The sequence below is a fragment of the Thermosynechococcus sp. B3 genome, from assembly GCF_030323045.1.
In the GTDB taxonomy this organism is placed as follows: domain Bacteria; phylum Cyanobacteriota; class Cyanobacteriia; order Thermosynechococcales; family Thermosynechococcaceae; genus Thermosynechococcus.
In genome coordinates this window covers 526,657-552,043 of the sequence record NZ_CP097584.1, presented here as the reverse complement: position 1 = coordinate 552,043, position 25,387 = coordinate 526,657, and the positions used below count along the sequence as shown (strand labels likewise).

Sequence of the window (25,387 nt, the reverse complement as noted above, 5' to 3'; positions counted from 1 at the left end):
GTCTCCTAGGGGCGATCGCTAGGGATTTGGGCAAGGCGTGCTGCCCAATTGGGATAGGCCTCGGCGGCTTGATCTGTGGCTACCACTTCTACGGTGCGATAGCAGGCCACGGGCAAATTCAGTAAGCTGACCAGAAACGCCGCTAAATCTTCGCGACTCAGAGAGCCCGTCAGGCGATCGCCCTGATCAAGGCGCAGCTCTTTGCCACCGGGCTGATCCGTCAGACCACAGGGGCGGACAATCGTATAGGGTAGGCCACTTTGGCGCAGCATATTTTCTGCCGCCAGTTTCCAAGTGAGGATGCCCCCCAGTTGGTCGTTGTATTGAACTGCCAAGGGCTGCCCCTTCAGGTCAAGATCCGCTTGTTGCGGACGGGTCACCCCCGCAGAACTCACCTGAATCATGCGGGGCAAGGGCAACCCTCCATAGGCTTGAATCGACTCAATCTCAAGGCTGAGGGTGCCGGGGCGGAAGTGGGGGTTGAGGGCACCGTCATACTCAAATTTGCTGAGCATCAGTTGCAGCGAGTAAATTTGCCCCACATTTAGAGGCGGCGCATTGGTGGCAGTGCGGGCCCGAAACACCGGAATAAAGTGGCTAAAGGGCAATTCAACCGTGATCCACTGATCGGCCACCGTATCAAAGGACATGGCATAGCCGACGCCATCCCAAGCGGGGTCACTGCGTAGGAAAAATTTATAGCGCTGGCCATCGCCGCGAACCCGCAGTTGAATGCCCGTGTAGCCTTGGAGATTGAGGGCTGGGGTGAGGTTGCGGGTGCGAATCGAGACAAACCCCCCAGAATTTTCCGTAGAAACCAGCCCCGTGAAGAGGGCGCTGTGATCCTTGAGGTAAAACTGGCTGGCACTGACGCCGCCCATGACCACATCATCGAGGGCACCCCAAACTTCCTTCAGGGGGGGCGTGGGATAGCGATAGTCAAAGAGGGGATAGGTGTTGGGTTGACTTTGAAAATAGGGTTGGGCACGTTCCAACAAATGCCGCATGCCCTCAAATTCAACCGCCTCTGGACTCGCACCGACAATTTCAAGGCCGGGGGGTGGCGCGTTGGGATTGGGCTGTACCTTTGCCCCAACACAGTTGATCACCGCCCGACTGCCCTGCAAGAGATCGGCAGGCAAGGGTTGAGTCACGTCGGCAACGACAATGTCTAAAAAAGGGTCTGAGGGAAGTACATTCTCAGCTTTGGCGCGATCGCGCACCCCTGCCCGCACCGCATAGCCTTGAGCCAAGAGGGTTTTCACCACTGCTTGACCGGTTCGACCCGTTGCCCCCATCACCACAACAAGACCACTGCCCCGATAGGCGGGCGGCTTAAAGAGATCCGGTAAAAGGGGTGACAGCACAGGGCGGAGGGGCTCCAGTGTTCCCACAAAGGGGAGGGCTTGAAAAAAGCGCAGTGTATCGAGAAAGCGACCAAGTTCCCAGTTATTTGCCATAGAGGGGCACCACGCTTGACCAATGGGGGAGTTTTTCCCCTGCCCTTAGTGTATCGTGCCACTGTTGGGCTGCCCATGTGAGCAGAGCGCGGCCATAGTCAGTGGGGTTGGGGGGACTCAGGGGTTTGTAGGGGTGAGGCCAAGTAGCTAAAAGTGTTGCTGCTTCGTGGTCGGCCAGCAGGCGATCGCCCCAAAGAGAATTAAGACTTCCCCCCTGATAACGGTAAATGCCAAGGTACTGATGCCCCTGCTGGGCACGACGCGACACCACCCCATCCTGTTCTATGAGTTCATCACGATAGTGCCACGCCATTGTGCCAAGGCTAGACAGACCCAAAAGGGGAACTTCCAGTTGCTGGGCTAGGATGCGGGCAGTCACGACCCCCAAGCGCGTTCCCGTAAAGCTGCCCGGGCCACAGCCAATAGCGATCGCCCCTAGTTCACCCCAAGTGTAGCGACCCATCAGTTCCCCAAGGCAAGGGTGAAGTTGGCTGGCCAGTTCTCGACCCAAGGGCCATGTTTTCATCTCCAGCAGTTGATCTGCCCCCAAGTCATAGAGGCCTGCCACTAGGGTGGCATCGCTGGTATCAAAACCAAGACAAAGCAGATTAGCTCACTCCGACGGCGATCGCCACCAAGCCAGCCACTAAAAGCAATCCGCCCACAACCAACAGGGCTGCCCGTACTTTTTGCTGCGGTGTCCAAGGCTGTGCTTGATAGACCCTAGGCTCAATAGCAAAGTTGTTGAGACGACCGCCCTCATCGGTGGTATAGCGCATCGAAACAAACCTCAATTCAGCGTTACAGTGCAGCTATTCTAACAAGCAAACTTTACGACTCTTGAGAATCCTTAACAATTTCTTGCAATTGACCGTGGCGATAGACCCGCAACCAGCGACCGCGCCAGTAGATGCGATTGCCAAAACAGCCCCCCAGCCAAATCAGGAAGCTCATCACATCCCGCAGGGGCAATAGCCAGAGCCACAACAGCAGCCGAGGGGTGTCCATCAAGACCATGCTCATGATCGCCTGCAACCAGCGAAGGCCCTGAACCCCCAGAAAGACGCTGAGGGTCCATGGGGTTGGAAACAGTCCCCACAGCAGGGCACTATAGACGGTGCCAAACATCAACACCATGCCAAAATACTGATTGCCGCGATTGGCACGAATACTGCGAGACCAGCGCAGTTCCCGTTGCACCGCCTTCAAAAAGGACTCATCAGCGCAGTCATTGTCAAGAATATAGGACGATAACTCCACGCGATACCCAGCACGCCACGCTGCATACCCCAGTTGGTAGTCCTCACCAATGCGATTGAGCGCAATCTCAAAGCCACCAATTTTTTCTAGGACTTCCCGCCGCAGCAGCACGGTTGGCCCAATGGCAAAACGCAGTCCCCGATCAAGGCAGCGGGCAACAAGCACACTGGGGATAAAGTCAAGGCATCGCCCCATGGCCAGAAACGCAGCTCCTAAGCGGCGGGGATGGTGATCAATGTAACCACAGGTAACGACCCCCACTTGGGGATCCGCCAAGGGTTGCACCAAAGTGGCTAAGTAATGGGGTCTAACTTGCACATCACTATCGGTTTCAACAATTACCCCATAGCGCGCATGGGTAAACAATTGGGCGACATTGCTGGCCTTACGGTTCAGCCCGCAAATCCGCTGACAAAGATACCAGCGAGCCCGGTGGGGATAGGTCTGGCAAATGGCCTTTAACAGCGGTATGGCTGGATCACTGGGGTCTTGAACCCCAAAGAGGACTTCATAGAGGGGGTAATCTTGCTCGCACAGTGAAGACCAGTTTTGCCAAGCCCTTGCTTCTAAGCCGCAGACAGGAACCAAGATCGAGACCGCCGGTAAGGACTCTAGGCGAGTCGTCCGCTGGGTGGTGAAAAATTGATAGGTGAGGGCAGCGGCAACAATGTAGAACAGGCTTCCCGTGATACTCAGCAGGCTCAGGAGAAGGAGGACAACCATCATGGTGCTGTCGTAATTGTTCCCGTCAGGGGGGAACTGGCACTGGCATAGGCTTTGACGGGAATTCGACCCGCCAAGTAGGCAAGACGACCCGCCGTGGTTGCCAGTGCCATGGCTTTGGCCATTGCTGGGGCGTTTCCCGCTTGGGCGATCGCGGTATTAATCAAGAGTGCATCTGCCCCTAACTCCATCGCGGCGGCCGCCTCACTGGGCGTGCCAATGCCCGCATCAACCACAACAGGAACACTAGCTTGATCAATAATGATTTGAATATTGGCGGCATTACGCAGACCTTGCCCCGACCCAATGGGGGAGGCCAAAGGCATCACAGTAACACAGCCCACTTCCTCAAGGCGTTTGGCCAGCAGGGGATCTGCATTGATGTAGGGAAGAACCGCAAATCCTTCTTTGACCAGTTGTTCTGCAGCTGCCAGTGTGCCGAAGGGATCGGGCAGCAAGTATTTCGGGTCGGGAATCACCTCTAACTTGACAAAGTTGTTGTCCTCTTGACCCAAGAGCTTGGCCATTTCGCGGCCTAAACGGGCAACGCGAATCGCCTCCTCAGCAGTTTGACAGCCAGCGGTGTTGGGCAGCAGCCAGATTTTACTCCAGTCAAGAGCATCCACAAGTCCTTCGTGACCGGGGGCATTGGTTTGAACGCGACGTACAGCTACTGTGACAATTTCGCAGCCACTCGCGGCAACACTGGCTTGGAGATCCGCAATAGAACGATATTTGCCCGTACCGGTCATCAGGCGTGAGCGGAACTGACGCCCAGCGATTGTTAGCGGGGCATCTTCAATTAGCAGCTCAGGAGGAGGCGCAGTTACCATGATGCACTTGTGACGTGAAAAGCACTAGGGTTTGCCTTTCTACGATATCAGGGTTACGCTCTTCACTGCTGCGACCTTGGAAAACTTGTGGCATCATAGAGGCACCATAACTTTGGGAGTGCAACAGTTGGTGCATGGCACATATTGGCAACAATGCCGCCATTCAGGCTGCCGATCGCCTGCTACGTCAATATGGCTTTGATTTGGATGGCTCCTCAGTTGAGGTCATCCTAGATCGTTGGTTGCGCCATTTTCCTCCCCGTTGGATTCGCCTCGCCCTCATTGAAGCTCTTTATCTAGGGCGCTATAAAGCCATTTCCGTAGAGCAAATTTTAGAGCTATGGCAACGGCGTGAGCAACCGATTTATCACTTCAACAGTGAGTTTGAAGCCATTATCTGCCAGTCATTGCCCATTAGTGTGCCGGAACCTACTCCCTCTCGCCTTTCAGAGACACCTAGCAATACAAAAATTAGTGAATTTCACCCTGATTTAGCGTCTGACCCATTTGTTACCAAGTTAACTAGTATTGTGCGGCAGTGGCAGCCCCAAGACGTCCTCGTGGAGCAGGGCGATCGCTCCTCCTAGGCCGTTGCAGGTTATACTCTTTTGAGTAAGATTTGGCACCTCCACCTATGGCTGTTTTTGAAGGCACCTATCAAGTTCTGGGAACGCCTCGCTTTGGCATTGTGATTTCCCGCTTCAATGACCTGATTACAACCAAGCTGCTAGAGGGTTGCCAAGATTGCCTGCGTCGTCATGGCGTTGATCCCAATCCCCACGGTTCTCAAGTAGACTATGCTTGGGTGCCCGGTAGTTTTGAAATTCCCCTTGTGGCGGCTCAACTGGCGGCCAGTCGTCGCTATGCTGCCATTATTTGTCTCGGGGCAGTCATCCGTGGCCAAACCCCCCACTTTGACTATGTGGCTGCTGAAGTCACCAAAGGGATTGCGACGGCCTCTATGCAAACGGGTGTGCCGATTATCTACGGCATTCTCACTACCGACACGATGCAACAGGCCCTTGAGCGCGCTGGCATTAAAAGCAATAAGGGTTGGGAATATGCCCTCAATGCCCTCGAAATGGCAAACCTGATGCAAACCCTCCCCAGCAGCATCAATTCACCCACAGCCAAACTCAGCCCCAGTACCCCTGTTCTCGCTGATGGGTAATCCCAAATGGTGAAGTAGAAATTTCTTCCTAAGGCTACCAAGGGCTGCCAATCATCGTAAATCCTGCCCAAAAGTACGGATGGGAAAGTTGACGCCCACCCCCAGTTTGAACTTCTGGGGGCAAAGGAATTGAAAGCCCTCCTTGCACCCCAGCACTACGCAGATGATTCTCCTCAATCACAACCTGCTGATGGATCAGGGCAAGCTGCGCCTGTCGCAAGGCCTCTGCTTTAATGGCAGCAATTCTCAACTGTCCATAAAATGCCGTCATCAAAGCCAGCGTCCCTTCATCACTGACATACCAAAGGCTAGCAACCGAACTTTTCACGCCCGCTTGGAGTGACAGTCCAGCAAACCCAAGTTCTGCATTGGTATCTCCTACCGCTGTGCGACAGGCACTCAGCGTCATTAGCTCTGTGGGTGGCTGGAATAACCGCAACTGCCGCACTTGAGCCATTGAAAGCTGGCTATCCCAAAACTGAATATAGGAATTTTGTGGCTTACCCGCATTAAATTCACCATGGGTCGCTAAGTGTAGGATAGGGTAGAGACTGCGCCGCCGCTGAGTTTCCAAGTTTGAGACCGTAAAAGCTTCATTGAGGAATACTTGCCCTCGTCCTACCAGTTGCGTAATGGTTTGTAGCTCGATGGGAACCGCTGGCAAAGGACTTTGCTTTGTGAACTGCGAGGCACCCATTGCCAGTACAGAAGCATTTTGCAACGGTTGGTAGCGGGTATCCACCAAGTTGATACTGGGAATGAGACCCAGATTATAGCGTTCCACTAGAAACTGACCATTACGACCGATTGGACTATCACTGACCGTTGAGGAAATAAGATTTGACCCCGTGTGCAAAGCCGCGATCGGCACACTCCGCAACCCCTGATCAAGGGCAAAAACCAGTGTATTAATGCCTCGTGCTTGCAATTCAGCATCAACGCCGCCCATGATCCATTGGTAAAGCTGCTGCGCAAAGGGTAGATAGGATTCGCTATTGGTTTTCGTTGGATCTCGCACCTCGCGATTAAAGGCAGAAATGACGCGGCGCACTACTTCTTGGGGCACTCGAACGGGTTGATAAATGGGTTCCCCTTCGGGTGTGATGATGAGAATATCCAACTGTTCAGGTCGCCAAAAGACATAGCTCAGGGCAGGTTTTTGACCTGTTTCTTCAGCCATACGCCCCAATAATTCTTTGATTTGATCAATGTCAAGGAACTGTAGTCCCTCTTGACTAGGAGTGCTCAAAAATTCACCAAAGTACTCACTAAACTCAAAGGAATAAAGCTGCTGAAGCAGTTTGATCGCACTGTTGTAGTCTCCCTGATCAAAAGCCGTACTGATTTGCTGACGAATGATCTCAACTCCGGGGAAGTAAATGACTTGAGCGGTATTCTGGGGCAGTTGAGTGCCTTGTATCTCCTCTCCCAATAAAATCCGACCCAGATTCTCTTGAGTTTGGGGTTCTGGTGGTGTTGGCGGTGTGGACGGCTCCGTGGGTGGAGTTGGGGGTGTGGATGGCTCCGTGGGTGGAGTTGGCGGTGCTTGAGAAACCCGATAGAGAAAACCAGAACCAGAAAATAGGGCAGGCTCAGGATAAGTAGTGTTGAATTGCTCTGAACCCGTGAGGCCGCCGTTGATATTGAAATTCGGGTCAGTCGAATAAACTAGCCAGCGACCGTTGGGGGTACTGAAGACACCGGAGCCATAGTTGTTAACAAAGTTATTTTCCGCAGCAAGGACAATCGCATCCCCAGTCCCAACGGCAGAAATTGGCGCATTGAGAACAATATCGCCTGTTAGTGTTTGTAGGAAAATGTTGCGCCCTGTAATGCCTGTTGGGTTAACATTGCCAACGGTAAGGGTACTGTTATTGACAAATTGCAAATCACTCGCACTGTTCAACTCAGCAGCTAGTATCCCCACTTGGTTATTGGGGTTGGTTAGGATTGCACTGCCATTTCGTAAAGTTAAACCCAAGTTGCCTGCTCGAATTGGTGCACTTTGCGTTAGGTTCCCACTGTTTAAGCTGAGGATTAGGGTATTGCCGTTGGTATTGATGCCAGTGGTGAGGCCATTGACACCATTGTTGAAACTAACGATACCTAGGGCACCTTGATGACTCAAGTTCACATTTCCACTGACATTGCCTGAGAGTGCCTGAAACTCATTGTTGACATTGTTGAGGGTGAAAGTCCCCTGTCCAAGAAGTTGCAGCGTTCCCGCAGAAATGACATGACTGCCCTGAGTAACGCCGCCACCGCTATTGAGTGTGAGATTGCGACCATAGAGATTCGTCGTGCCAGAGCCATTGAACTGAATACCTAGGGAACTTACGCCGGGGGTTTGCAGCGCAAGATTGTAGTTGAGGCTGAAGGGACGAACATCAATGAGACCAGTACCATTAGGGTGACCAATGGTCACCAAAGAAAATCCACCCGTGATTTGGTTGAGGAGAAACTGATCAATGATTAAGTTACCCGTTGCACCATCGCCAATGCCGACGGGAGTATGCGCATCAATCGGTTGAAAGACAAGGCGGCCTGCCCCGGCACTATGGATATCTAGCAGAGAGGGAAAATCACCCAAGACTTCAATCCCCCCCTGAGCTGCTAATGTGAGCATGCCATCTTGAACAGCTAATGTCAGGGGGGCGTCAGAGACTTCCATGACCAGACCAGGATTGCCGTCAGTGCCGCGACCTTCGATGAGAATCTTCCCATTTCCAGCCGTTCTGACCTCAGCAGAGTACTCTGTGTCAGTTGCTGCCCTAAAGCCAAGACCAGCACCGAATTCACCCCCTGTACCTCTCAGGATAATGTCACCACTTTGACTGGTAATACTTGTGAAGCTACTCAGAATACCTTCTTGGTTGTAGGCAAAGCCCGTACCACCAGTACCCGTCAGGGTAATATTCCCAGTCGTGGTTCGAATTCCTGACTCTTCAAGATGGATGCCAATGTTGGAAAGTCCTTCGGAGACGTTGCCCCCAGTACCCGTTAAGGTCAGATTGCCAGCCGCAGCGCTGATGAAGGAGTTTTGAATCGAGATACCATCCACAGGGCTATAAACACTAGAACCACCTGTCCCTAGAATGGTGATCTCTCCAGACCCTGAGGTGAGGATTGAACTCCCACCGATCAGTACCCCTTGTTGGCCATTAGTTGTTGCACCACTGCCATGAATCCTAATATGGCCGCCATCTGCATTGAGGGTAGAGTTTTCGATACTAACCCCAGCAGTGCTGACACCGATCGCTGGACTGGTGAAGGGATTAGAGCCACCCCCCAAAATAATATTGCCACCATTGGTAATGAGTGTAACTGAGTCTAATCTAATTGCTCCTGCACCACTGTTATCGGCATCGGCATGGAGAATGATATTCAGTCGGCCTGCTTCTGAGCGAATGTCATCGGCAACAAGAATGTTATTTGCAGCTTGCAAGGTTAGGGAGGCATCGCCGCCGCCTATTTTGGTAATCGAGGCAAGTACAGAAATATCCCCTACTTGGGTTCCAGTATCACCAGTTGTGATGATGACACTAGTGCCGAGATTCAGAGCAGCTTCAATGGCAGTATTCACAACAAAAGCATCATCAGTGGTGGGGGTAAAGACATCAGGATTGCTCCCAGAGAAACTCCCGCCACTCGTAGGGGAGTTAGAAATGGTGACATTTCGTGGATCAAGGAGCCATGTACCGGGCTGACCATTCACTGCACTGACATCTACTGTTCCCCGAACGCTAAGTAATTCTCGCCCAGAGGTTTCCACAAAGCCGCCATTACCGCTAAGTTGCCCGCCGCGTGCGCTGATCGTGCCGGCAAATTGGGTGCTGTTGTCTGCCCATGCAATGACAGTGCCACCATTGCCTTGATTGAAGGCATCCGCTGCAATCACACTGCCGCTGTTGATAAAGAGATTCTGGGCATTGAAACTGCTATGCAAGCGGTTACTGCCAGTGGTGCCCCCTAGGTAATCGCCCCCCAAGAGAATCGTGCCACCCCCGAGTTGACCAGAGGCGGTTAAGTTGGCATTGATGAGGGCGATATTTTGACCGGTGATCGTGATTTGGCCACCCATACCGATGGGGTTGGCGACGGAAAGGCTGCCACTGATGACGGCGGTGTTCGTTGTGGTGGGAATTTTGCTGGGGTCATGGACAAGGCGAATTGTGCCGTCGGGGTTTTGAATGACGCTGTTGACAGGTTGTGAACCATTGCCAGTGAGTAAGCTGGGTAAGTCCACAGCGGCGATCGCTCCCCCAGTCGGTAGTCGCTCTTGAGGAATCTCAAGGCTGAGCAGCATTCCCTCTTGGGAGACGCGCACCATTCCTGTTTCAGGTACAGCCGCAATGTGGATATTTCCTGCAGGGGCTGCGAGTGTACCCGTATTGATCACTTGGTGGGCCATTAGGCTGAGGGTTTGACCACTACCCACCCTCAGCTCACCTTCATTGATGATGAGGCCTTTACTCAGAAATTCAAAACCTGTGGGCTGACCATTGAGGGATTGATAGAGATTCTGGCCATTGACATCAAAGATCCCTCCCTCAAACAGCACCCGTTGAGCGGTAGAAGCATGGAAGGCAGCGGGGAGATTCAAACGGGCATTGGGGCCAAAGACAATTCCTGCGGGGTTGAGCAGATAAAGGTTGCTGTTGCCACCCGTAATTTGAATCAAGCCATTGATGTAACTGGCGTTGCCACCATTGACCCCCGCAAGAATGTTGCGAATTTGCGGATTAGAGAGAAAGTTGGCGATTTGGCCGTTACTAATATTGAAGTCACGGAAGAGGTGAAGGAGATTTTGACCATTCCCCGATAGGCGGCCACCGCTAATATCAATCTGTTGACCATTTTGGATGACGGTGGTACCAGTGCCATTGGTGGCTGGGGTAATTTGGCTGTAAGCAGCGCTACTCAGCAGTCCCCAAAAGACTAAGGTGATGGAAAATAGGTACTGTTGGAGAGTTTTCACGATCCCAGCCTCCAGATGATTTATCGAGTCCTGCCGCTGGCGACTCTTGTGGGGGAGTGCAGAGGCTGTGGTGGAAATTGGCTATAGCCATTATAGATATGGCAGTAAAATTTCCAAAATGCTACGCTTTGCGATTTCTCAATCCGCAACGATCGTAAAATGAGCTTATCTTCCTAGGAGTAATGGTCTTGGCACAGGGATTACGGGTTGGCATTTTAGGAGCGACAGGTGCGGTTGGCACGGAAATTTTGGCCATTTTGGCGGAACGCTCGTTTCCAGTGGCAGAGTTGCGGCTGTTGGCTTCGCCCCGTTCAGCCGGTCAAACCCTCTCTTTTGCGGAGACAGTGCTGCCTGTGCAGGCGGTGAGTGAGGAGACCCTCAAAGGACTGGATTTGATTTTGGCTTCGGCGGGGGCAAGTGTGTCACGGCAGTGGCTACCAATTGCGGTTCAGGAAGGAGCCATTGCCATTGATAATTCCAGTGCCTATCGCATGGATCCCAACGTCCCCTTAGTGGTGCCCGAAGTCAACCCTGAAGATCTAAAAACCCACCAAGGCATCATTGCCAATCCCAACTGCACGACGATTTTGATGACGGTTGCGCTATGGCCCTTGCATCAGGTGCGACCGATTCGGCGAATTGTGGCGGCTACCTACCAGTCTGCCAGTGGGGCGGGGGCAAAGGCCATGCAAGAACTCAAGGATCAAGCCCTCGATATTCTCAAGGGGCAACCACCGCGTACAGAGGCCTTTCCCTATCCTTTGGCCTTTAACCTCTTTCCCCACAATTCTCCCCTCAATGAGCAGGGTTACTGCCAAGAGGAGATGAAGATGGTCAATGAGACCCGCAAAATTTTCCATGCCCCAGAGTTGCGGCTAACGGCGACCTGTGTGCGCGTCCCTGTGCTGCGTGCCCATTCGGAAGCGTTGAATGTTGAGTTCTTTGAGCCTTTTCCGCTGCAAGAGGCGCGCGATCGCCTGCAACAGGCCGCAGGCGTCCAGTTTGTTGAAGATTGGCAGCGCAATTATTTCCCCATGCCCTTAGAAGCCACAGGTAAAGACCCAGTGCTAGTGGGGCGGCTGCGCCAAGATATTTCTCAACCCAATGCCCTTGAACTGTGGCTGTGTGGCGATCAAATTCGCAAGGGGGCAGCCTTGAATGCGGTGCAAATTGCTGAATCTCTGATTGCCCAAGGACTCCTCTAAAGAGCTTACCACGGTTGACTGAGTACATTGAGAATGTCCTGCTGTGCCAATACCCGCGCACAGTTGCGCCACTGATCGGGATCGTCGCTGACATGGCGTTCATAGCGCAATTCAAAAGCATTGCGGGCTTCTTGGCGTAGGTGGAGGTACTTGTCCATCAGGTCTTCGAGTTCCTCGATGTTGTCAATCCATTCGTCCTCAAGGGTGTCGGGCAGGCTACCAAAGAGCTAGGGTTGAATCTCTCCCACGACGACGTGTATCAGTAGCATCCCCAATGAGTAAGCCAGCGAGCAATTTTGGCGCTCCCATTTCTCTGGAGGGAGATCACTTTCGCGTCGAAATTCCCAGTCAACGCATGCTCCGCCAACAACCCCCCGTTCACCCCGTCCTGTAGAACCACAGTTTACCGAGTTGCCGCTTTTTAGCCTGCCCCCACGGGAATAGGGATAGGTTGGTATTCATCAAGTCACTGGAAACAGTGCACCCTCTAAATAGGCTTCAAAGTGCTCCTGAAAATACAGCCAAGAGGTCATATCAGCACCCTCGCGGTATTCAGTGGGGGCTTCACGGTATTGGGGCAGTCGCTCTAATTGGTCTTGTAGGAGGGAGGGCAAGTCTTCGACGGTCAGGGCTTTGCAGCCAGTCGCACTGTAGATGAGATAACCGGGGCGATCGCCCATCTTCATCCAAGGCAACCAAGGCCCAATCCGACTCCAACACAAATGGACAGCGGCAATCGTCTCCGTATCTTGTTGTAAATCGGCGGTGGCCACCGTTAGCTTAAAGAGTTCTGCCGCTTGGTAGATCGGCTGGGGGCTGTAGGCCTGAAACCGTTCCTCACCCGCAAGGGGATTGTCATAGTAGGGAAATAGATCAAACTGAAACGTAATGGTTCGCTCACTGACTTGGGCAGGCACCTCACGGCGAAATAGCCCCTGCACGGGATCATTAGCAACGGGAATCACGGGAACCACGTCCTCTGTCCAAGGATTGCGCCAGCGATCGCACAGGGATTGCTTTTCTGGATCCAGATAAAACGTCAATTCACGGGAGAGAAAATACCACCCGCCCTCGGGATGGGGCAAACAGCGAGCGGCACTCATGCCAACAATGTTGAAGAGGTGACGGCGACGCTCTTGGGGAACAAAACTATACACCGCTCCCTGCCACGCGATAAACGTGGTCTTGCCCGTCAAATCTGCCCGTACCCGCACCCAATCGCGAGCACTCAACCATTTTTGAACAAATTCAGCGGCGGGCATGGCTACTCCACAGGAATATTAACAGCCTGCAATTGCACATCCTGATTCGGATAGCTGGCAAGGCGCAGGGTCAAGGTTTTTGCATTGTCAAGGAGGCTTTTGGGAATCAAAATTGTGCCTTTGACCAGATCACTACCGGGGGGTAATTCCGTGGGTAGGCCTTCGGTGAGGGCACTCAAAAGGGTACCTTTATCATTTTTGATTTCAAGAAAGGTGTAGATAAACTGCACCCCTTGGCTACTGTCGTTTTTCAAGCTGACGTGCAGGGCTAAATCTTGGCCAATGGTATCCACACGGCTAATTTCTAGGCGCACCCCCTTATCCTCAGCAACGATGGGCAGTGTCCGACTCGTCGCCGGTTCCGCTGCTGGGGGGTCATTGGCAGTGGTGGGGGCAGGCACAATCTCGCGATCGCTGGCACCTTCAGTCATTTCGGCAATGCGGGCTTTGGTTTGGGCAATAATCTGTGCCTCGTCAAGAATGGGCGATCGCTCCCCTTGGGATTGATCATTGGCATTCACGGCACTGCCAAGGATGGGATTCACCACGGGCTGGGACACACCGCGCAATGACTCTCGCCCTAGGTGGTAGCCAATAAAAGCCGTGATTATTGTAATGGCGGCTGTGGTACTGATCAAAACAAGGGAGGTGAGAATTCCGGGTTGAAGGGCACGCAGCATTGTTCTACTCCACTGAGGATGGCTTCATTGACGAAGAAACAGGTGATAAGGGGGGCGGATTACTAGGGAGTGCAACGGTGGCATCCACGTCCTCGGCATTGAGGCGCGATCGCACACTCACCAAGAACGTTTTAATCACTACCGCGATCGGAACCGCAATGAGAACCCCGACTAACCCCGAAGCCCTAGCCCCAGTCAGGATCGCCAAGAAAACCCAGACTGGATTTAAGCCCGTAAAGCTACCGATGATCCGAGGGGCAACCACATTCTCCAAAAACTGCTGATAGAGAAACGCAAATCCCGCTACCTTGAGGGACAACCACACATCCTGAAGGGCGACGAGCAAACTAATTGAAATAATCCCCACCGTACCGCCAAAGGGCACCAAGGCCATCACGCCAATAATGACACCAAAGAGCAGTCCATAGGGCACCTTGAGGAAAATGAAAATCGTGGTCAACCCGATGCCCATGCACAGTCCCAGCACCAACTGACCAATAAAATAGCTTTCAAAACTGCGGCGTATCGTTTCTGAAACCGTGGGGCGCAGCGTATCAGGCAACCAACTGAGGAGGCCATCCCACAATTCGTCACCATGCTGCAGCAAATAGAACGTGAGAACAACGGTCAAAATCAGATTAATGAGCACATCCACCGCACTGCTGAGGGTGCCCAAAATTAAATTCAGCGCCTCGCGAGCTAAACTTTGCAGTTGATCCTTGAGTTTTTCCAAGAGTTGGTTGGCAAGGGCATCCACATCCACCGTCACCGGCAGGTTCAGGGAGTCCACCCACTGGCCAAATTCCAAGAGTCGCCGTTGGCTGGAGTTAAACCATTCGGGCAAGCGGGCAATGAGCTGTTGTGCCTGATTAAAGACATTGGGCACCACGACCAAGGCAATGATGGCAATCAGTACCAGTGCCAAAAGAAAGACCAAAATTGCTGAGGGGCCTCGCGGATTTCCCTGCTCCTCCATCCAGCGCACCGGATAGTTCAGCAAAAAGGCAAATAGAGAAGCCAGCACCAGAACCGCCACCAGCGGCCCAAAAAACTTGAGAATGGTCGCAAAGGCCCAGAAATTCAGCGTCAGGATAGGCCCTGCCAAGCCAATAATCAGAAACCGACTGGCAATGGAGAGGCGATTCCACCAGTGACCCGAGGCCGCAGATTGGCTCATAGCTCTAAGCACAGTTGACGAAAGTGATCACCACGTTCTTCAAAATTCTGGTACTGGTCAAAGCTGGCACAGGCAGGGGAAAAGAGAACGGTTTTGATCGGGTACTGGGTCACCAGTTCAGCAGCCGCCGCCACCGCCCGATCCAGTGTCTCCATGATCTCATAATTTGTAAAGCCCGTGGCTTCTAAGCGCTGCGCAAACTGCGGTGCCGCTTCACCAATTAAGAGCACCCAAGCGGCTTTCTCCTGAATCAGCTTGAGCCAAGCGCGATCGTCCCCCTTTTTGGCCTGTCCACCCGCAATCAGGATCACAGGGCCGGTCACCGAACGCAGCCCAATTTCGGCGGCGTCATAATTGGTGGCCTTACTGTCGTTGATCCACTCCACCTGTCGCCATTGACGAACGCGCTCCAAACGATGGGGCACACCGGCAAACCCTGCCACCGCTTTGGCAATTGTTTCGGCAGGAATACCGGCTAAATGGGCCGTTGCCACGGCTAGAAGAAAGTTTTGCTGATTGTGTTGACCCGGCATTTGCAGGACATGGGTGGGCAGCAGGGGTTGATCTTGAAACCACACCTGATCCTCAGCAATATAGATGCCCTGTTCAATCCCCTTGGGTAGGGCTGCCGCCCCTTGGGTACTGATCCACCAAGCTTGCGGCCAACGATTCACCATGTGCTGACGCAGGTAGGGATCATCCCCATTGAGGATCACCTGTTTCGCACCATTCATGAGGTGAGCTTTGGTTTCGACATAAGCGTCGAGGGTGCCGTGGCGTTCCAAGTGATCTGGTGTGAGGGTTGTCCAAAGGGCAAATTGGGGTTGCAGGGGGGGGCTAGACTCTAATTGATAGCTACTGATCTCAGCAATCACCCAATCAAGGGCGCTAGCGGTCAAAGCCACTTCGCAAATACTATTGCCGATATTGCCACAGGCGGGAGCATTGTACCCCGCTGCTTGAAAAATGGCGGCAGTGAGTGCGGTGGTCGTTGTTTTGCCATTGGTGCCCGTAATACATACCCACGGCAGATGGGCGAGGGTCTGCCAAGCAATTTCCACTTCCCCCCGAACGGGGATGCCTGCTTGGCGAGCGGCAATCAGAGCAGGAGACTGCCAAGGGACACCGGGACTAATGACAATTTCCGCCGGGACACGCAGACCCACACTGGCGAGGGTTTGTAAATCAAAGTCGTAGTTGAGTTGAACAGCAATGCCTTCGGCTTCTAGGAGTTGCTGCTGGGATTGTAGGGCAGGGGTTTGACGACTATCACTCACCTCCACTTGCCAGCCTTGACGTTTCAGTAAACGGGCAGCGGCGATGCCAGAGCGACCAAGACCAATCACATGAACAGTTGGCATAGTTAAGTGGGGTGAATCCAATCCAGCAGGTACAGACTCGGGGCAGCGGTCACTAAGGTGGTATCCTCAAGGCCAATGAGGCCGATCGCTCCCGCTGAATGCTGCGTCTTAGACTCTATTATTGTCACACCGGTTAGAGAACAATGCCTAGCTTACGCACAATTTGGCTCTGTGGTCTGCTGTTGACGACTAGTGTCGGGTTCGTATCTCTTGATGACATGCCCGCGATCGCGCGCCGTCGCGAAGCGCCCAAAGTGGTGCGCGTCACCGATGTCCAATTGCAGAGCGAGAATATTGCGGGTGTCTGGTACCACCGCCTGACGGGGCGCGTGCGCAATGAAACGGCGACACCAGCGCGCAATGTCCAGATCTACTACGAGATTTATGACCCGACGAGCAAGCGACTACTGGAAGCGGGATCCACCCAGTTGCGCAATCCCGTGATTAATAGCGAAGGGGAGGCGGAGTTTCTGGCAACTCCCAATGCGGGGGGGCGGGTGAAAATCACGCTCGTGGAATGGCTGAGTGGCGATCGCGAGTACCGTTCGTTTCAGCAAATGCAGGAATTTTCCCAATAGCGCCTACTGGGTCGTCTCACTGGAGGTGGGGGATTGAGCTGTTGTTTCCTGCACGCCAAAGGCCAGTACCCAGCCTTCAAGATTGTTGGCGGTGCGAATCTTCAGCCATTCCCCATCCTCACTGCGCTCTAGGATCGTCACCACTTCATCAAAGGCCACACCGCCTAGGGCATTTGCCTCGCGACTGGGGCGATCGCGCAACCGTAAACCATCGCCATAGATCACCCGCCCTTCAGAGTTTGGCTGCGGTGAGGGGGTCGGGGTTGGTTCAGGAGTGGGTGAGGGGGAATTCGGTGACGACTCTGGTGGCGTAGGCGGTGGCGAATTTTGTGCTTCGACCTTGGGGCGGGGGGGTGGCCAGAGCAAGTTAAAGACGAGGGGTGTAATGATAGCAGCGGCCACAAGGGTAATCAGACCTAAACCCAAAAAGGTTCCTAGGAGCCATTGCAGCACACGCACCACTGGTTTCATGATCTAACGCCCTGTGGGGGGAGAGAGGATCCGTGAGGCAAACCGTGCCCGCCCGGAGGCCGCCCATTCTTGTAATTGGTGTACCTGTTCGCGAGCTGTCCGTGCCAAGGGGATAATCTCACTGGCCGCGTGCAGCAGATCTTCGGTGGTAAAGTCGCGGTCTTGGCTAAAGGCAAGGTGCATTGCCTCAATGATACACTGCTCAATTTCAGCCCCAGAAAAGTCAATGGTTTCGTAGGCCAACCGCTCTAGATCATAGTTTTGCAGGCGATCGCGCCGCACGCGACTGAGGTGCACTTCAAAAATCGCTCGCCGCTCATCCACATTGGGTAGTCCGACAAAAAAGATTTCATCAAAGCGACCCTTACGCAGCAGTTCCGGGGGCAAGACCTGCACATTGTTGGCAGTGGCCACGACAAAAACAGCAGAGGTTTTCTCAGCCAGCCAAGTGATAATCGTACCAAAGACGCGGCTACTGGTGCCGCCATCCCCTCGGCCATCAATGCCCGCAAAGGCTTTATCCATTTCATCAATCCAGAGGACACAGGGGGCAAGGGCTTCAGCAATTTGAATCATCTCGCGGGTCCGCGCCTCTGACTCCCCCACTAGGCCGCCAAAGAGTCGCCCCACATCCAATCGCAACAGAGGCAAGTGCCATTGGTGGGCGATCGCCTTTGCCACTAGGGATTTACCGGTGCCCTGAATTCCCACTAGCAGCACCCCCCGCGGATAGGGCAGCCCATAGCGCCGTGCCCGCTCGGAAAAAGCACCGCCGCGCCGCAGCAACCACTCCTTGAGATTGTCAAGGCCGCCAATGTCGGCAATCGTTTCTTGGGTGGGATAAAACTCGAGAATTTGGGTTTGCCGCAGGATCTGCCGCTTTTCCTCCAAGATCAAATCCACATGGCTACCGTCGAGCATGCCGTGGAGGGCAATAATCCGACCAATGACGCGGCGAATGCGCTCTAGGGTCAAGCCCTGACAGGCGCGGATCAACTCATCGAGAATCGGCTCAGGGGGAATCCTGCCGAGGCTTTGACAGAGCTTCACCAGTTCAAGGCGAATTTCCTCCCGTTGGGGCAAAGGGAACTCGACAACGGTAATCACATCCCGCAGTTCCGGGGGCAACTGCACCGTCGGAGCCAGCAGGATCAGGTTTTTGGGCTGGGACTTGAGCTGCCGCGCCAAGTTGCGCAGTTTGCGAGAGACGGCCACGTCCTCAATAAAGCGGTGAAAATCTCGCAGCAGAATCATCGCCGCTGCCGGTGGCGGTAGTCTTTCAACAAATTCAAGGGCACTGAGGGGATTGCGCTTGGCGACCCCCAGATCATTGGGATTGCCCTGATACCCCTCGACAAAATCCCAAATGTAGATGGGGCGCTGATTCAGGCGATTGCTAATTGTGTGCAGTGTTGCCTCAAGGCGTTCTTCCTCTGTTGTGGCCACATACAACAGGGGATAGCGTGCCCGCAGCAACAGTTCAAGGTCAGACTGAGCACTCACGGCGATGGTTCCGAACGCTCCAGAACCGATTGTAGTTGCGCAAGCATTGCCCAGCGGTGATCAATGGGGGGTTCCGCAGGGACAGGGGGGTGAATACCGCCACAATTGGGGTCACAGTATTGGGGGTAGGGCAGGGCAAGGCAGAGTTGCTGGTAGAGCCAATCCGCAAGATCAATGCGACCGTTGGCGGGCAAGGTTTCCACCAGATCATCGTCCGGTTGACTCGCCGGCGTTTCTGCAAGCCAAATGAGTTCCGTAGTCGTACACACCAAGCGATGGTTATAGTACTGCAAACAGCGATCGCAACAGAGGGTAACGATCGTACTCACACTGGCACTAACTTCTAAATAGGTGTAGCGGTGACTGGCAGTCACAATCCCTTGCACGGGAGTTAGCGTTGCCAAGTCTGGAAAACCGGTATCCACCCGCCACTCATAGGTCTGGGCGGGCAGCCGCAGTAGATCGGGAATACTTAGCCAGTGGGCATCGCTCACACTAAGTTCCTTGGCTCATTTCATAGAGTTCTTTGAGGAAGTGAAAACATTGCTCAGCCGTCATTGAGGTGGGCTGAAAGGTTGCTGCTGGTGAGTATTTTAACCGCAGGTGCCGAATTTTATCACTGTCCATCTCGCCCAACTGCACCAGACGCATTGACCAATTGATGAAGGTGCGCTCTGCGATGGCCTTGAATTCAATGAGTTCGGCGCTGTGGTGGCGGGGATCCTTGAGGATGCGGGCGTAGGTTTCACTGATTTTCTGGCGATCGCCCTCTAGGGTTTGCAGAAACATGCCGTTGCCGTAGCACAGTATTCCCGTAATGCCATCGCGGAGATTGTTCACCTCTGACTTGGCCATAATATCCCGCAGATCCGGGTAGGACAGGCCATCTGTGGCACAACTGAGATAAAGCAAGCGATGTAATCTCATGGGTCTCCGGTTCTCGATCGCACACAACCGATTTCAATATCCCATGAAAGGGACCCTTGCTAAAGACGACTCCCGTGATCTTTACTTTAAGTTTCGCGAACGCCTCTGACCACTGCGCTAGTGCCAGCACTTGATTTGACAAATCCGGCAAAAGTAACCTTAGCTCCGTGACGTTCAAACATAGCAGCAACATCTTTTATTCTTTGGGGATTGTCATACTCCGGCGAGAACATATCAAAGGTGTCTAAAATTGCCCATTCACGGCGTTTTTGCTGATCCACAGTACTAGGAATTGTTCGTAGATCAACAATTGGTAAAAATCGAGTCAGTACGCCTAGTTTAACTTTCACTAAAAAATCAAATAACGTAATTAAACCATCGATATTCTTCTCAATCAAATTCAACAGAGCTTGGTGTGACATCTTTTTTGTCAAGGGTCTTAAAAGATATTTTGCGTGTATTTTTGTCCAAAAACCTTTAATCGGATAGAAATCAACCACAATCTCAGCACCGATTTTTGCGTATTTAATCAGATTTTTTACAGATTCTTCAAAGTCAGGTGTATGTTGTAGAACCCCAAAACAAAACACCTTATCAAAAGAGGCTTCAGGCAAAGGGATGTCATAGATGCTCGCCTGAAATAGGTGTAATCTTCCGCCAGCAATATCAGAATTATTTTGCCAATTTGCCTCAACCGCCTCTGAATAATCAAAACTCCAAAGATAAGCAGACGTTTTTTCCAAGATAACCCGTGTAAATCTACCTGCACCAGAACCGGCTTCTAAAATACTTTTGCCAGCAAGCTCCTCAGGCTGCCAGTTTGTTGTTGCAAAGAATCGAGTTTCAGATTGTTTTTGATCTGTATCATCTATTTGTGTTTTTGAGAACTTATTCCATTGCAGACCAAAACTTTGGGTGTAGTTTTGGCTTGAATCTACAAATCTAGGAATCTGATTAACAATTGGATAAACAGAACCCGTCTCACTATAGTACGCAGTATGATCCTTTCTAAGTGGTGCTTTCGTCTTGGGATCAACGTAATGAATGGAGATAGTCATTGATTAACTCCTCAGAAAGATGTTTTTTAGGGGATTGATATAAAATTCTCCGGTGTGAAATAGGCTGTACAGTCGCAGGCCATAGTAGCCAAGATAAATCACCCCTAGCCACCACCAGTTTTGAATGCGTTCATTGATGTAGCGAAAGGGGGTGTGCTGCAATCGCCGGCCAGTTTTCAGCTCTAGGCCTATAAAAACCGCCATCACCGTAAATGCGAGAAAGAGCACAGGGCCAAAGAGATGCATTCTCAGGGCATCTTCAACATTGCCGCGAGCGATCGCCATAAAGGAACGGGTCAGACCGCAGCCTGGACAGGGAATGCCCGTTGTTGCCCGAAAAAGACAAAGTAAAAAAGGCGGCGTCCCCGTATGGTTAAAGAGTGCCGCTCCCACTAAAGGTGCTGTGGTCAGTCCCAAAAAGCCCCAGCGGCTCAAGCGTTCCTGCCTTGATAAAACGGCATCAGAGAAGCGCAGCATCGGGTTCCTCAGCATCCACCACTAGTCGCTGCTCCCATTCTGCCGCAAACGCCACAAATCGCTCCTCTAAAATTGCTTGGCGTGCTGCTTGGGTGAACCGAATCAGTTCCGTCACATTATGAATCGAGAGTAAGGTGTAGGCCAGTAGCTCCTTGGCACGCACTAAATGACTCAGGTAGGCTCGGCTAAAGGTGGTGCAGGTATAGCAGGGACAGGTGGGATCCAAGGGTTCATAATCGCGGCGAAAGCGGGCATTTTTCAGGTTCCAGCGCTGCCCTTGGACAATGGCACAGCCATGGCGAGCCAGACGGGTAGGAATCACACAATCAAAGAGATCGACCCCAGCAGCGATCGCCCGCAACATTTCTAAGTGAGTTCCCACCCCCATCAAATAACGTGGCTTATGGGCAGGCAAGAGGGGAGCCGTCACCGCCACAATTTCGTGCATGGCACTGTTGGGTTCCCCGACACTCACCCCACCAATGGCATAGCCCGGCAGGTCATAGGGCAGCATCGCCGCAGCGCATTCCCGCCGCAGATCGGCATACACTCCCCCCTGAACAATGGCAAAGAGAGCCTGATCCGATCGTTGTTTGGCGGCAATACAGCGCTCTAACCAATGTAGTGTGCGTTGCGTCGCTTGGATCACTGCCTCCCGGCTCGCAGGGTAGGGGGGGCACTCATCAAAGGCCATGATCACATCTGCCCCCAAGGCCTCTTGAATGGCGATCGCCCGCTCAGGTGACAGTTCAATGATTTGACCATCGTGGGGTGAACGAAACACCACCCCCTGATCGGAAATCTGCCGCATTTCACTGAGGCTAAAGACCTGAAACCCCCCCGAATCCGTGAGAATTGGCCCTGACCAGCCCATAAAACGGTGCAGTCCCCCCGCTGCGGCCACAATGTCTTCCCCCGGTTGCAGGTGCAAATGGTAGGTGTTGGCCAAAACCATTTGAGCGCCCGCCGCCTTGAGGTGTTCTGGGGTGAGGGTTTTCACATTCGCTAAAGTACCCACGGGCATAAAACGCGGCGTTGCCACTGCGCCATGGGGGGTGTGAAACAGGCCTGCCCGCGCTTGGGTATGGGCACAGTCCTGCTGGCAGACAAATTCAAACACGCTGCTGGATCCACAAGAAGGCGTAAAAAATGTTACCAAATGCCTAGACAAACCCACAATCGCTGATCTATGATTAAAACTTGTGACCAAAAACGGATACTGAGTGGGCGCGATCGCCTCAACCCCCTTAAGTCCTTGGTTCCACTGATCCAGGGGTGGCAGCGTGTTCGCAACTTGCAATCATAGCCTTGCCATCTTTACCTGCGCCTGTCCTTGATCAATGATAGATGCGCTTTAAGCGTCATCGTCTTGACCGTGTAACTGCTGGGTCAATCCACCATTCCTAACTGTAGGAATCTGCCGAGGTGTAGCCTTGCGGCTGCCTCTCGCTGTTTTGTTGTGATTTGTATTTTGAAGGAACGCGATCGTGACAGTTGGTATTTTAGGGACAAAGTTGGGCATGACCCAAATCTTTGACGAGGCGGGTCGATCTGTCCCCATTACGGTGGTACAAGCGGGGCCGTGTCCGATCACACAAATCAAAACCCCCCAAACCGACGGCTACACGGCAATTCAAGTGGCCTACGGCGAAGTGCGGGAGAAAAACCTGAGTCGCCCCGAGCGCGGCCACCTCAACAAATCGCAAACGCCCCCCATGCGTCATCTGCGGGAATTTCGCCTTGAAGATGCCTCTGCCTATCAATTGGGTCAGGCCATCACTGTTGACATTTTTAGTCCGGGGCAGCTTGTGGATGTCCACGGCACCAGCATTGGCCGAGGCTTTGCGGGCTATCAAAAACGCCACAATTTTAAGCGCGGTCCAATGGCGCATGGCTCAAAAAACCACCGTCTGCCCGGTTCCACTGGGGCAGGAACCACCCCGGGTCGGGTTTTCCCCGGCAAGCGGATGGCCGGTCGCATGGGCAATGCGGCAGTCACCATTCGCAAGTTGCAGGTGGTGCGCGTTGATGCTGAGCGCAACTTAATCCTGATCAAAGGGGCACTACCGGGTAAACCGGGGGCACTCGTGAGCATTACCCCCGCCAAGGGTGTCGGTCGCAAATAGGGGCTGGAGAGTAGTTATGGTTGCATGTGTGGTTAAAGACTGGCAGGGTGCCGACAGTGGTGAAGCCACCCTTGATCTGGCGACAGCAAAACCTGAAACCGCCAGTCATATTGTTCATCGTGCCCTTGTGCGGCAGTTAGCCAATGCGCGTCAGGGAACGGCATCTACCAAAACCCGTGCTGAGGTGCGTGGCGGCGGTCGCAAACCTTGGCGGCAAAAAGGAACAGGGCGTGCCCGCGCTGGTTCGATCCGTTCTCCCCTCTGGCGGGGTGGCGGTGTGATCTTTGGTCCTAAGCCCCGCGACTACAGCCAAAAAATGAATCGTAAGGAGCGGCGACTTGCCCTGCGTACAGCCCTGATGAGCCGCGTTGAAGACTTGATTGTGGTTCAGGACTTTGCCGATCACTTGCCCCGTCCCAAAACCAAGGAACTGGTGACCGCGCTGCAACGCTGGGGCATTGAGCCAGAGCAAAAGGTGCTGCTACTGGTGGAAGACATTGCCGAAATGGTGGCACTCTCGGCGCGAAATGTGCCCACCCTGAAACTCCTGCGTGCCGATCAATTGAATGTTTTTGATTTACTCTATGCCGATCGCATTGTTGCCACCACTGGCGCGATCGCCAAAATTCAGGAGGTGTACGGTGACTAAAGTCCAACCCCGCGCCCTTGCGGATCTCATCAAGCGCCCCATCATCACAGAGAAGGCCACAATTTTACTGGAAAACAATCAATACACCTTTGATGTGGATCGGCGCGCCACCAAACCGCAAATCAAGGCTGCGATTGAAGAACTCTTTAACGTCAAAGTTACGGCAGTGAATACCTATCATCTGCCTCCTAAAGAGCGCCGCGTGGTTCGGTTTGTTGGCCATCGTCCGCGCTACAAGCGGGCGATCGTCACCCTTGCCCCCGACAGCAAGATCGTTCTCTTCCCCGAAGTTTAACGGAGTAGATCATGGGCATTCGCGTTTACCGACCCTACACCCCCGGCGTTCGCCAAAAAACTGTTTCTGACTTTGCTGAAATTACCACCGACAAGCCGGAAAAGTCGCTGACCCGTGGCTTCAAACGCGACAAAGGCCGCAACAATCGCGGTGTCATTACCAGTCGGCGGCGGGGGGGTGGCCACAAGCGTCGCTATCGCATTGTTGATTTTCGCCGCAGCAGCAAGCTCAATGTCCCCGCCAAAGTGGCAACTGTGGAGTACGATCCCAACCGCAATGCCCGCATTGCCCTGCTCCACTATCGCGATGGCGAGAAACGCTACATCATCCATCCTCGAGATTTGACCCCCGGCACCGAAATCATTGCCAGTCCTGATGCGCCCATTGAAGTGGGCAATGCTTTGCCCTTGGGCAAAATTCCCTTGGGTACTAGTGTGCACAATGTGGAAATTACCCCCGGTCGGGGTGCGCAAATGGTGCGAGCTGCCGGCGCGATGGCACAAGTAGTGGCCAAAGAGGGGGATATGGTCACCCTCAAGCTTCCCTCGGGTGAAGTGCGGCTCTTCCGCAAGGAGTGCTATGCCACCATTGGCCAAGTGGGGAATGTTGAAGCCAACAACATCAGCTTAGGGAAAGCGGGTCGCAATCGCTGGAAAGGTCGTCGTCCGAAGGTGCGCGGTTCGGTCATGAACCCGGTGGATCACCCCCACGGTGGTGGTGAAGGGCGCGCCCCCATTGGTCGTCCCGGGCCTGTCACGCCTTGGGGTAAACCCACCCTTGGCTACAAAACTCGCAAGAAGAAAAAACTCAGCGATGCTCTCATCGTGCGGCGTCGTAAGAAGTCTTCCAAGCGGGGTCGCGGTGGTCGTCAGTCTTAGGTTTTTGCGGAGAAGTTAGGTTATGGGACGTTCATTAAAAAAAGGCCCCTTTGTGGCGGATCATCTCTTACGCAAGATTGAAGCCCTCAATGAGCGCAATGCCAAGGAAGTGATCAAAACGTGGTCGCGTGCCTCAACGATTGTGCCAGAAATGATTGGCCACACGATTGCCGTCCACAACGGCAAGCAGCACGTGCCCGTGTACATCACTGAGCAGATGGTGGGTCACAAACTAGGGGAATTTGCCCCCACCCGCAACTTCCGCAGTCATGTTAAGGGCGATAAAAAAGCCCGCCATTGATTCTCTTGTTCGCG

General features: G+C 53.3%; 28 protein-coding genes. 9 read left to right on the top strand and 19 right to left on the bottom strand.

Going from position 1 to position 25,387, the window contains the following annotated elements:
- Positions 1-5: 5 nt before the first annotated feature.
- From M0646_RS02790 to M0646_RS02770, 5 genes are read right to left on the bottom strand one after another with little or no spacing between them, the layout of a single operon-like run.
- The gene (locus tag M0646_RS02790) at positions 6-1,460 is read right to left on the bottom strand and encodes a CIA30 family protein (protein ID WP_149817958.1); all 1,455 of its coding nucleotides are present in this window, start codon (positions 1,458-1,460) and stop codon (positions 6-8) included.
- A complete protein-coding gene (tsaB, locus tag M0646_RS02785; protein ID WP_286626493.1) occupies positions 1,450-2,028 on the bottom strand; it encodes a tRNA (adenosine(37)-N6)-threonylcarbamoyltransferase complex dimerization subunit type 1 TsaB in 579 nt (192 codons plus the stop codon). The genes M0646_RS02790 and tsaB overlap by 11 nt, the downstream gene beginning before the upstream one ends.
- Positions 2,029-2,068: 40 nt before the next feature.
- Entirely contained in the window at positions 2,069-2,239 is a 171-nt protein-coding gene (gene psb34, locus M0646_RS02780) for a photosystem II assembly protein Psb34 (protein ID WP_149817953.1), read from the bottom strand.
- Between the two features lie 52 nt (positions 2,240-2,291).
- Positions 2,292-3,446 (bottom strand): glycosyltransferase, encoded by a 1,155-nt coding sequence (locus M0646_RS02775; protein ID WP_286649839.1) that lies wholly within the window; start codon positions 3,444-3,446, stop codon positions 2,292-2,294.
- Positions 3,443-4,276, bottom strand: a complete 834-nt coding sequence (locus M0646_RS02770; RefSeq protein ID WP_149817949.1) for a thiazole synthase — start codon at positions 4,274-4,276, stop codon at positions 3,443-3,445. The genes M0646_RS02775 and M0646_RS02770 overlap by 4 nt, the downstream gene beginning before the upstream one ends.
- Positions 4,277-4,410: 134 nt before the next feature.
- Here M0646_RS02770 and M0646_RS02765 point away from each other — a divergent pair, with 134 nt between their 5' ends.
- Positions 4,411-4,863, top strand: coding sequence for a hypothetical protein (locus M0646_RS02765; RefSeq protein ID WP_149817947.1), 453 nt, complete (start codon positions 4,411-4,413; stop codon positions 4,861-4,863).
- Between the two features lie 47 nt (positions 4,864-4,910).
- On the top strand, positions 4,911-5,447 hold the full coding sequence (gene ribH, locus M0646_RS02760; protein WP_286626492.1) for a 6,7-dimethyl-8-ribityllumazine synthase: 537 nt from the start codon (positions 4,911-4,913) through the stop codon (positions 5,445-5,447).
- Between the two features lie 34 nt (positions 5,448-5,481).
- Here ribH and M0646_RS02755 read toward each other — a convergent pair whose 3' ends face one another.
- Positions 5,482-10,425, bottom strand: coding sequence for a CHAT domain-containing protein (locus M0646_RS02755; RefSeq protein ID WP_286626490.1), 4,944 nt, complete (start codon positions 10,423-10,425; stop codon positions 5,482-5,484).
- Between the two features lie 182 nt (positions 10,426-10,607).
- Between M0646_RS02755 and M0646_RS02750 the strand changes: the two genes are divergently transcribed.
- Entirely contained in the window at positions 10,608-11,630 is a 1,023-nt protein-coding gene (locus M0646_RS02750) for an aspartate-semialdehyde dehydrogenase (RefSeq protein WP_286626489.1), read from the top strand.
- Positions 11,631-11,635: 5 nt separating this feature from the next.
- On the opposite strand, the gene M0646_RS02745 is transcribed toward M0646_RS02750, so the two are convergent.
- The 6 genes from M0646_RS02745 to M0646_RS02720 all read right to left on the bottom strand — a co-directional run bounded on the left by M0646_RS02745 (position 11,636) and on the right by M0646_RS02720 (position 16,238).
- Complete coding sequence (locus M0646_RS02745) at positions 11,636-11,788, bottom strand: hypothetical protein (protein ID WP_190278178.1); 153 nt, start codon at positions 11,786-11,788, stop codon at positions 11,636-11,638.
- Positions 11,789-12,091: 303 nt separating this feature from the next.
- Positions 12,092-12,892 carry a DUF1838 domain-containing protein gene (locus M0646_RS02740; RefSeq protein ID WP_286626488.1) on the bottom strand — a complete coding sequence of 267 codons (801 nt, stop codon included), beginning with the start codon at positions 12,890-12,892 and terminating at the stop codon, positions 12,092-12,094.
- Between the two features lie 2 nt (positions 12,893-12,894).
- Positions 12,895-13,572: a hypothetical protein gene (locus M0646_RS02735; protein ID WP_286626487.1), complete on the bottom strand. Its 678-nt coding sequence runs from the start codon at positions 13,570-13,572 to the stop codon at positions 12,895-12,897.
- Between the two features lie 4 nt (positions 13,573-13,576).
- On the bottom strand, positions 13,577-14,749 hold the full coding sequence (locus M0646_RS02730) for an AI-2E family transporter (RefSeq protein ID WP_286626485.1): 1,173 nt from the start codon (positions 14,747-14,749) through the stop codon (positions 13,577-13,579).
- A complete protein-coding gene (gene murD, locus M0646_RS02725) occupies positions 14,746-16,110 on the bottom strand; it encodes a UDP-N-acetylmuramoyl-L-alanine--D-glutamate ligase (RefSeq protein ID WP_286626484.1) in 1,365 nt (454 codons plus the stop codon). Before murD ends, M0646_RS02730 begins: the two co-directional genes overlap by 4 nt.
- Positions 16,111-16,112: 2 nt before the next feature.
- Positions 16,113-16,238 carry a hypothetical protein gene (locus M0646_RS02720; protein WP_255451700.1) on the bottom strand — a complete coding sequence of 42 codons (126 nt, stop codon included), beginning with the start codon at positions 16,236-16,238 and terminating at the stop codon, positions 16,113-16,115.
- A gap of 15 nt (positions 16,239-16,253) precedes the next feature.
- Between M0646_RS02720 and M0646_RS02715 the strand changes: the two genes are divergently transcribed.
- A complete protein-coding gene (locus M0646_RS02715; protein WP_149817931.1) occupies positions 16,254-16,688 on the top strand; it encodes a hypothetical protein in 435 nt (144 codons plus the stop codon).
- Positions 16,689-16,691: 3 nt separating this feature from the next.
- Here the strand turns inward: M0646_RS02715 and M0646_RS02710 are convergent, their stop codons facing one another.
- From M0646_RS02710 to tgt, 7 genes are all read right to left on the bottom strand, one after another.
- Positions 16,692-17,159 (bottom strand): SH3 domain-containing protein, encoded by a 468-nt coding sequence (locus M0646_RS02710; protein ID WP_286626482.1) that lies wholly within the window; start codon positions 17,157-17,159, stop codon positions 16,692-16,694.
- Between the two features lie 3 nt (positions 17,160-17,162).
- Positions 17,163-18,662: an AAA family ATPase gene (locus M0646_RS02705; protein WP_149817927.1), complete on the bottom strand. Its 1,500-nt coding sequence runs from the start codon at positions 18,660-18,662 to the stop codon at positions 17,163-17,165.
- Positions 18,659-19,156 (bottom strand): DUF177 domain-containing protein, encoded by a 498-nt coding sequence (locus M0646_RS02700; RefSeq protein WP_286626480.1) that lies wholly within the window; start codon positions 19,154-19,156, stop codon positions 18,659-18,661. Before M0646_RS02700 ends, M0646_RS02705 begins: the two co-directional genes overlap by 4 nt.
- Before the next feature lies 1 nt (position 19,157).
- Positions 19,158-19,589: a BLUF domain-containing protein gene (locus M0646_RS02695; protein WP_149817923.1), complete on the bottom strand. Its 432-nt coding sequence runs from the start codon at positions 19,587-19,589 to the stop codon at positions 19,158-19,160.
- A gap of 86 nt (positions 19,590-19,675) precedes the next feature.
- The gene (locus M0646_RS02690; RefSeq protein WP_149817921.1) at positions 19,676-20,647 is read right to left on the bottom strand and encodes a bifunctional 2-polyprenyl-6-hydroxyphenol methylase/3-demethylubiquinol 3-O-methyltransferase UbiG; all 972 of its coding nucleotides are present in this window, start codon (positions 20,645-20,647) and stop codon (positions 19,676-19,678) included.
- Between the two features lie 3 nt (positions 20,648-20,650).
- Positions 20,651-21,124 (bottom strand): DUF2752 domain-containing protein, encoded by a 474-nt coding sequence (locus M0646_RS02685; protein ID WP_206201517.1) that lies wholly within the window; start codon positions 21,122-21,124, stop codon positions 20,651-20,653.
- Positions 21,108-22,244, bottom strand: a complete 1,137-nt coding sequence (tgt, locus tag M0646_RS02680) for a tRNA guanosine(34) transglycosylase Tgt (RefSeq protein ID WP_149817917.1) — start codon at positions 22,242-22,244, stop codon at positions 21,108-21,110. The genes M0646_RS02685 and tgt overlap by 17 nt, the downstream gene beginning before the upstream one ends.
- A 367-nt stretch (positions 22,245-22,611) precedes the next feature.
- Here tgt and rplC point away from each other — a divergent pair, with 367 nt between their 5' ends.
- Genes rplC through rpsS form a run of 5 tightly spaced genes read left to right on the top strand, consistent with a single transcriptional unit; the run spans position 22,612 to position 25,373 of the window.
- Complete coding sequence (gene rplC, locus M0646_RS02675) at positions 22,612-23,250, top strand: 50S ribosomal protein L3 (protein ID WP_286626477.1); 639 nt, start codon at positions 22,612-22,614, stop codon at positions 23,248-23,250.
- 16 nt (positions 23,251-23,266) lie between these two features.
- Complete coding sequence (rplD, locus tag M0646_RS02670; protein WP_149817913.1) at positions 23,267-23,899, top strand: 50S ribosomal protein L4; 633 nt, start codon at positions 23,267-23,269, stop codon at positions 23,897-23,899.
- Positions 23,892-24,194: a 50S ribosomal protein L23 gene (locus tag M0646_RS02665; RefSeq protein ID WP_286649838.1), complete on the top strand. Its 303-nt coding sequence runs from the start codon at positions 23,892-23,894 to the stop codon at positions 24,192-24,194. Before rplD ends, M0646_RS02665 begins: the two co-directional genes overlap by 8 nt.
- Positions 24,195-24,205: 11 nt before the next feature.
- Positions 24,206-25,072, top strand: coding sequence for a 50S ribosomal protein L2 (gene rplB / locus M0646_RS02660; RefSeq protein ID WP_286626473.1), 867 nt, complete (start codon positions 24,206-24,208; stop codon positions 25,070-25,072).
- Positions 25,073-25,094: 22 nt separating this feature from the next.
- A complete protein-coding gene (gene rpsS / locus M0646_RS02655) occupies positions 25,095-25,373 on the top strand; it encodes a 30S ribosomal protein S19 (protein WP_011055940.1) in 279 nt (92 codons plus the stop codon).
- Positions 25,374-25,387 lie beyond the last annotated feature (14 nt).

What these genes read in the sequence shown, in the direction of transcription:
- M0646_RS02790 (WP_149817958.1), bottom strand. Translation starts at nt 1,460, where the DNA reads ATGGCAAATAACTGGGAACTTGGTCGCTTTCTCGATACACTGCGCTTT.
- psb34 (WP_149817953.1), bottom strand. Translation starts at nt 2,239, where the DNA reads ATGCGCTATACCACCGATGAGGGCGGTCGTCTCAACAACTTTGCTATT.
- M0646_RS02775 (WP_286649839.1), bottom strand. Translation starts at nt 3,446, where the DNA reads ATGATGGTTGTCCTCCTTCTCCTGAGCCTGCTGAGTATCACGGGAAGC.
- M0646_RS02770 (WP_149817949.1), bottom strand. Translation starts at nt 4,276, where the DNA reads ATGGTAACTGCGCCTCCTCCTGAGCTGCTAATTGAAGATGCCCCGCTA.
- M0646_RS02765 (WP_149817947.1), top strand. Translation starts at nt 4,411, where the DNA reads ATGGCACATATTGGCAACAATGCCGCCATTCAGGCTGCCGATCGCCTG.
- ribH (WP_286626492.1), top strand. Translation starts at nt 4,911, where the DNA reads ATGGCTGTTTTTGAAGGCACCTATCAAGTTCTGGGAACGCCTCGCTTT.
- M0646_RS02750 (WP_286626489.1), top strand. Translation starts at nt 10,608, where the DNA reads ATGGTCTTGGCACAGGGATTACGGGTTGGCATTTTAGGAGCGACAGGT.
- M0646_RS02745 (WP_190278178.1), bottom strand. Translation starts at nt 11,788, where the DNA reads ATGGACAAGTACCTCCACCTACGCCAAGAAGCCCGCAATGCTTTTGAA.
- M0646_RS02740 (WP_286626488.1), bottom strand. Translation starts at nt 12,892, where the DNA reads ATGCCCGCCGCTGAATTTGTTCAAAAATGGTTGAGTGCTCGCGATTGG.
- M0646_RS02735 (WP_286626487.1), bottom strand. Translation starts at nt 13,572, where the DNA reads ATGCTGCGTGCCCTTCAACCCGGAATTCTCACCTCCCTTGTTTTGATC.
- M0646_RS02730 (WP_286626485.1), bottom strand. Translation starts at nt 14,749, where the DNA reads ATGAGCCAATCTGCGGCCTCGGGTCACTGGTGGAATCGCCTCTCCATT.
- murD (WP_286626484.1), bottom strand. Translation starts at nt 16,110, where the DNA reads ATGCCAACTGTTCATGTGATTGGTCTTGGTCGCTCTGGCATCGCCGCT.
- M0646_RS02715 (WP_149817931.1), top strand. Translation starts at nt 16,254, where the DNA reads ATGCCTAGCTTACGCACAATTTGGCTCTGTGGTCTGCTGTTGACGACT.
- M0646_RS02710 (WP_286626482.1), bottom strand. Translation starts at nt 17,159, where the DNA reads ATGAAACCAGTGGTGCGTGTGCTGCAATGGCTCCTAGGAACCTTTTTG.
- M0646_RS02695 (WP_149817923.1), bottom strand. Translation starts at nt 19,589, where the DNA reads ATGAGATTACATCGCTTGCTTTATCTCAGTTGTGCCACAGATGGCCTG.
- M0646_RS02690 (WP_149817921.1), bottom strand. Translation starts at nt 20,647, where the DNA reads ATGACTATCTCCATTCATTACGTTGATCCCAAGACGAAAGCACCACTT.
- M0646_RS02685 (WP_206201517.1), bottom strand. Translation starts at nt 21,124, where the DNA reads ATGCTGCGCTTCTCTGATGCCGTTTTATCAAGGCAGGAACGCTTGAGC.
- rplD (WP_149817913.1), top strand. Translation starts at nt 23,267, where the DNA reads ATGGTTGCATGTGTGGTTAAAGACTGGCAGGGTGCCGACAGTGGTGAA.
- rplB (WP_286626473.1), top strand. Translation starts at nt 24,206, where the DNA reads ATGGGCATTCGCGTTTACCGACCCTACACCCCCGGCGTTCGCCAAAAA.
- rpsS (WP_011055940.1), top strand. Translation starts at nt 25,095, where the DNA reads ATGGGACGTTCATTAAAAAAAGGCCCCTTTGTGGCGGATCATCTCTTA.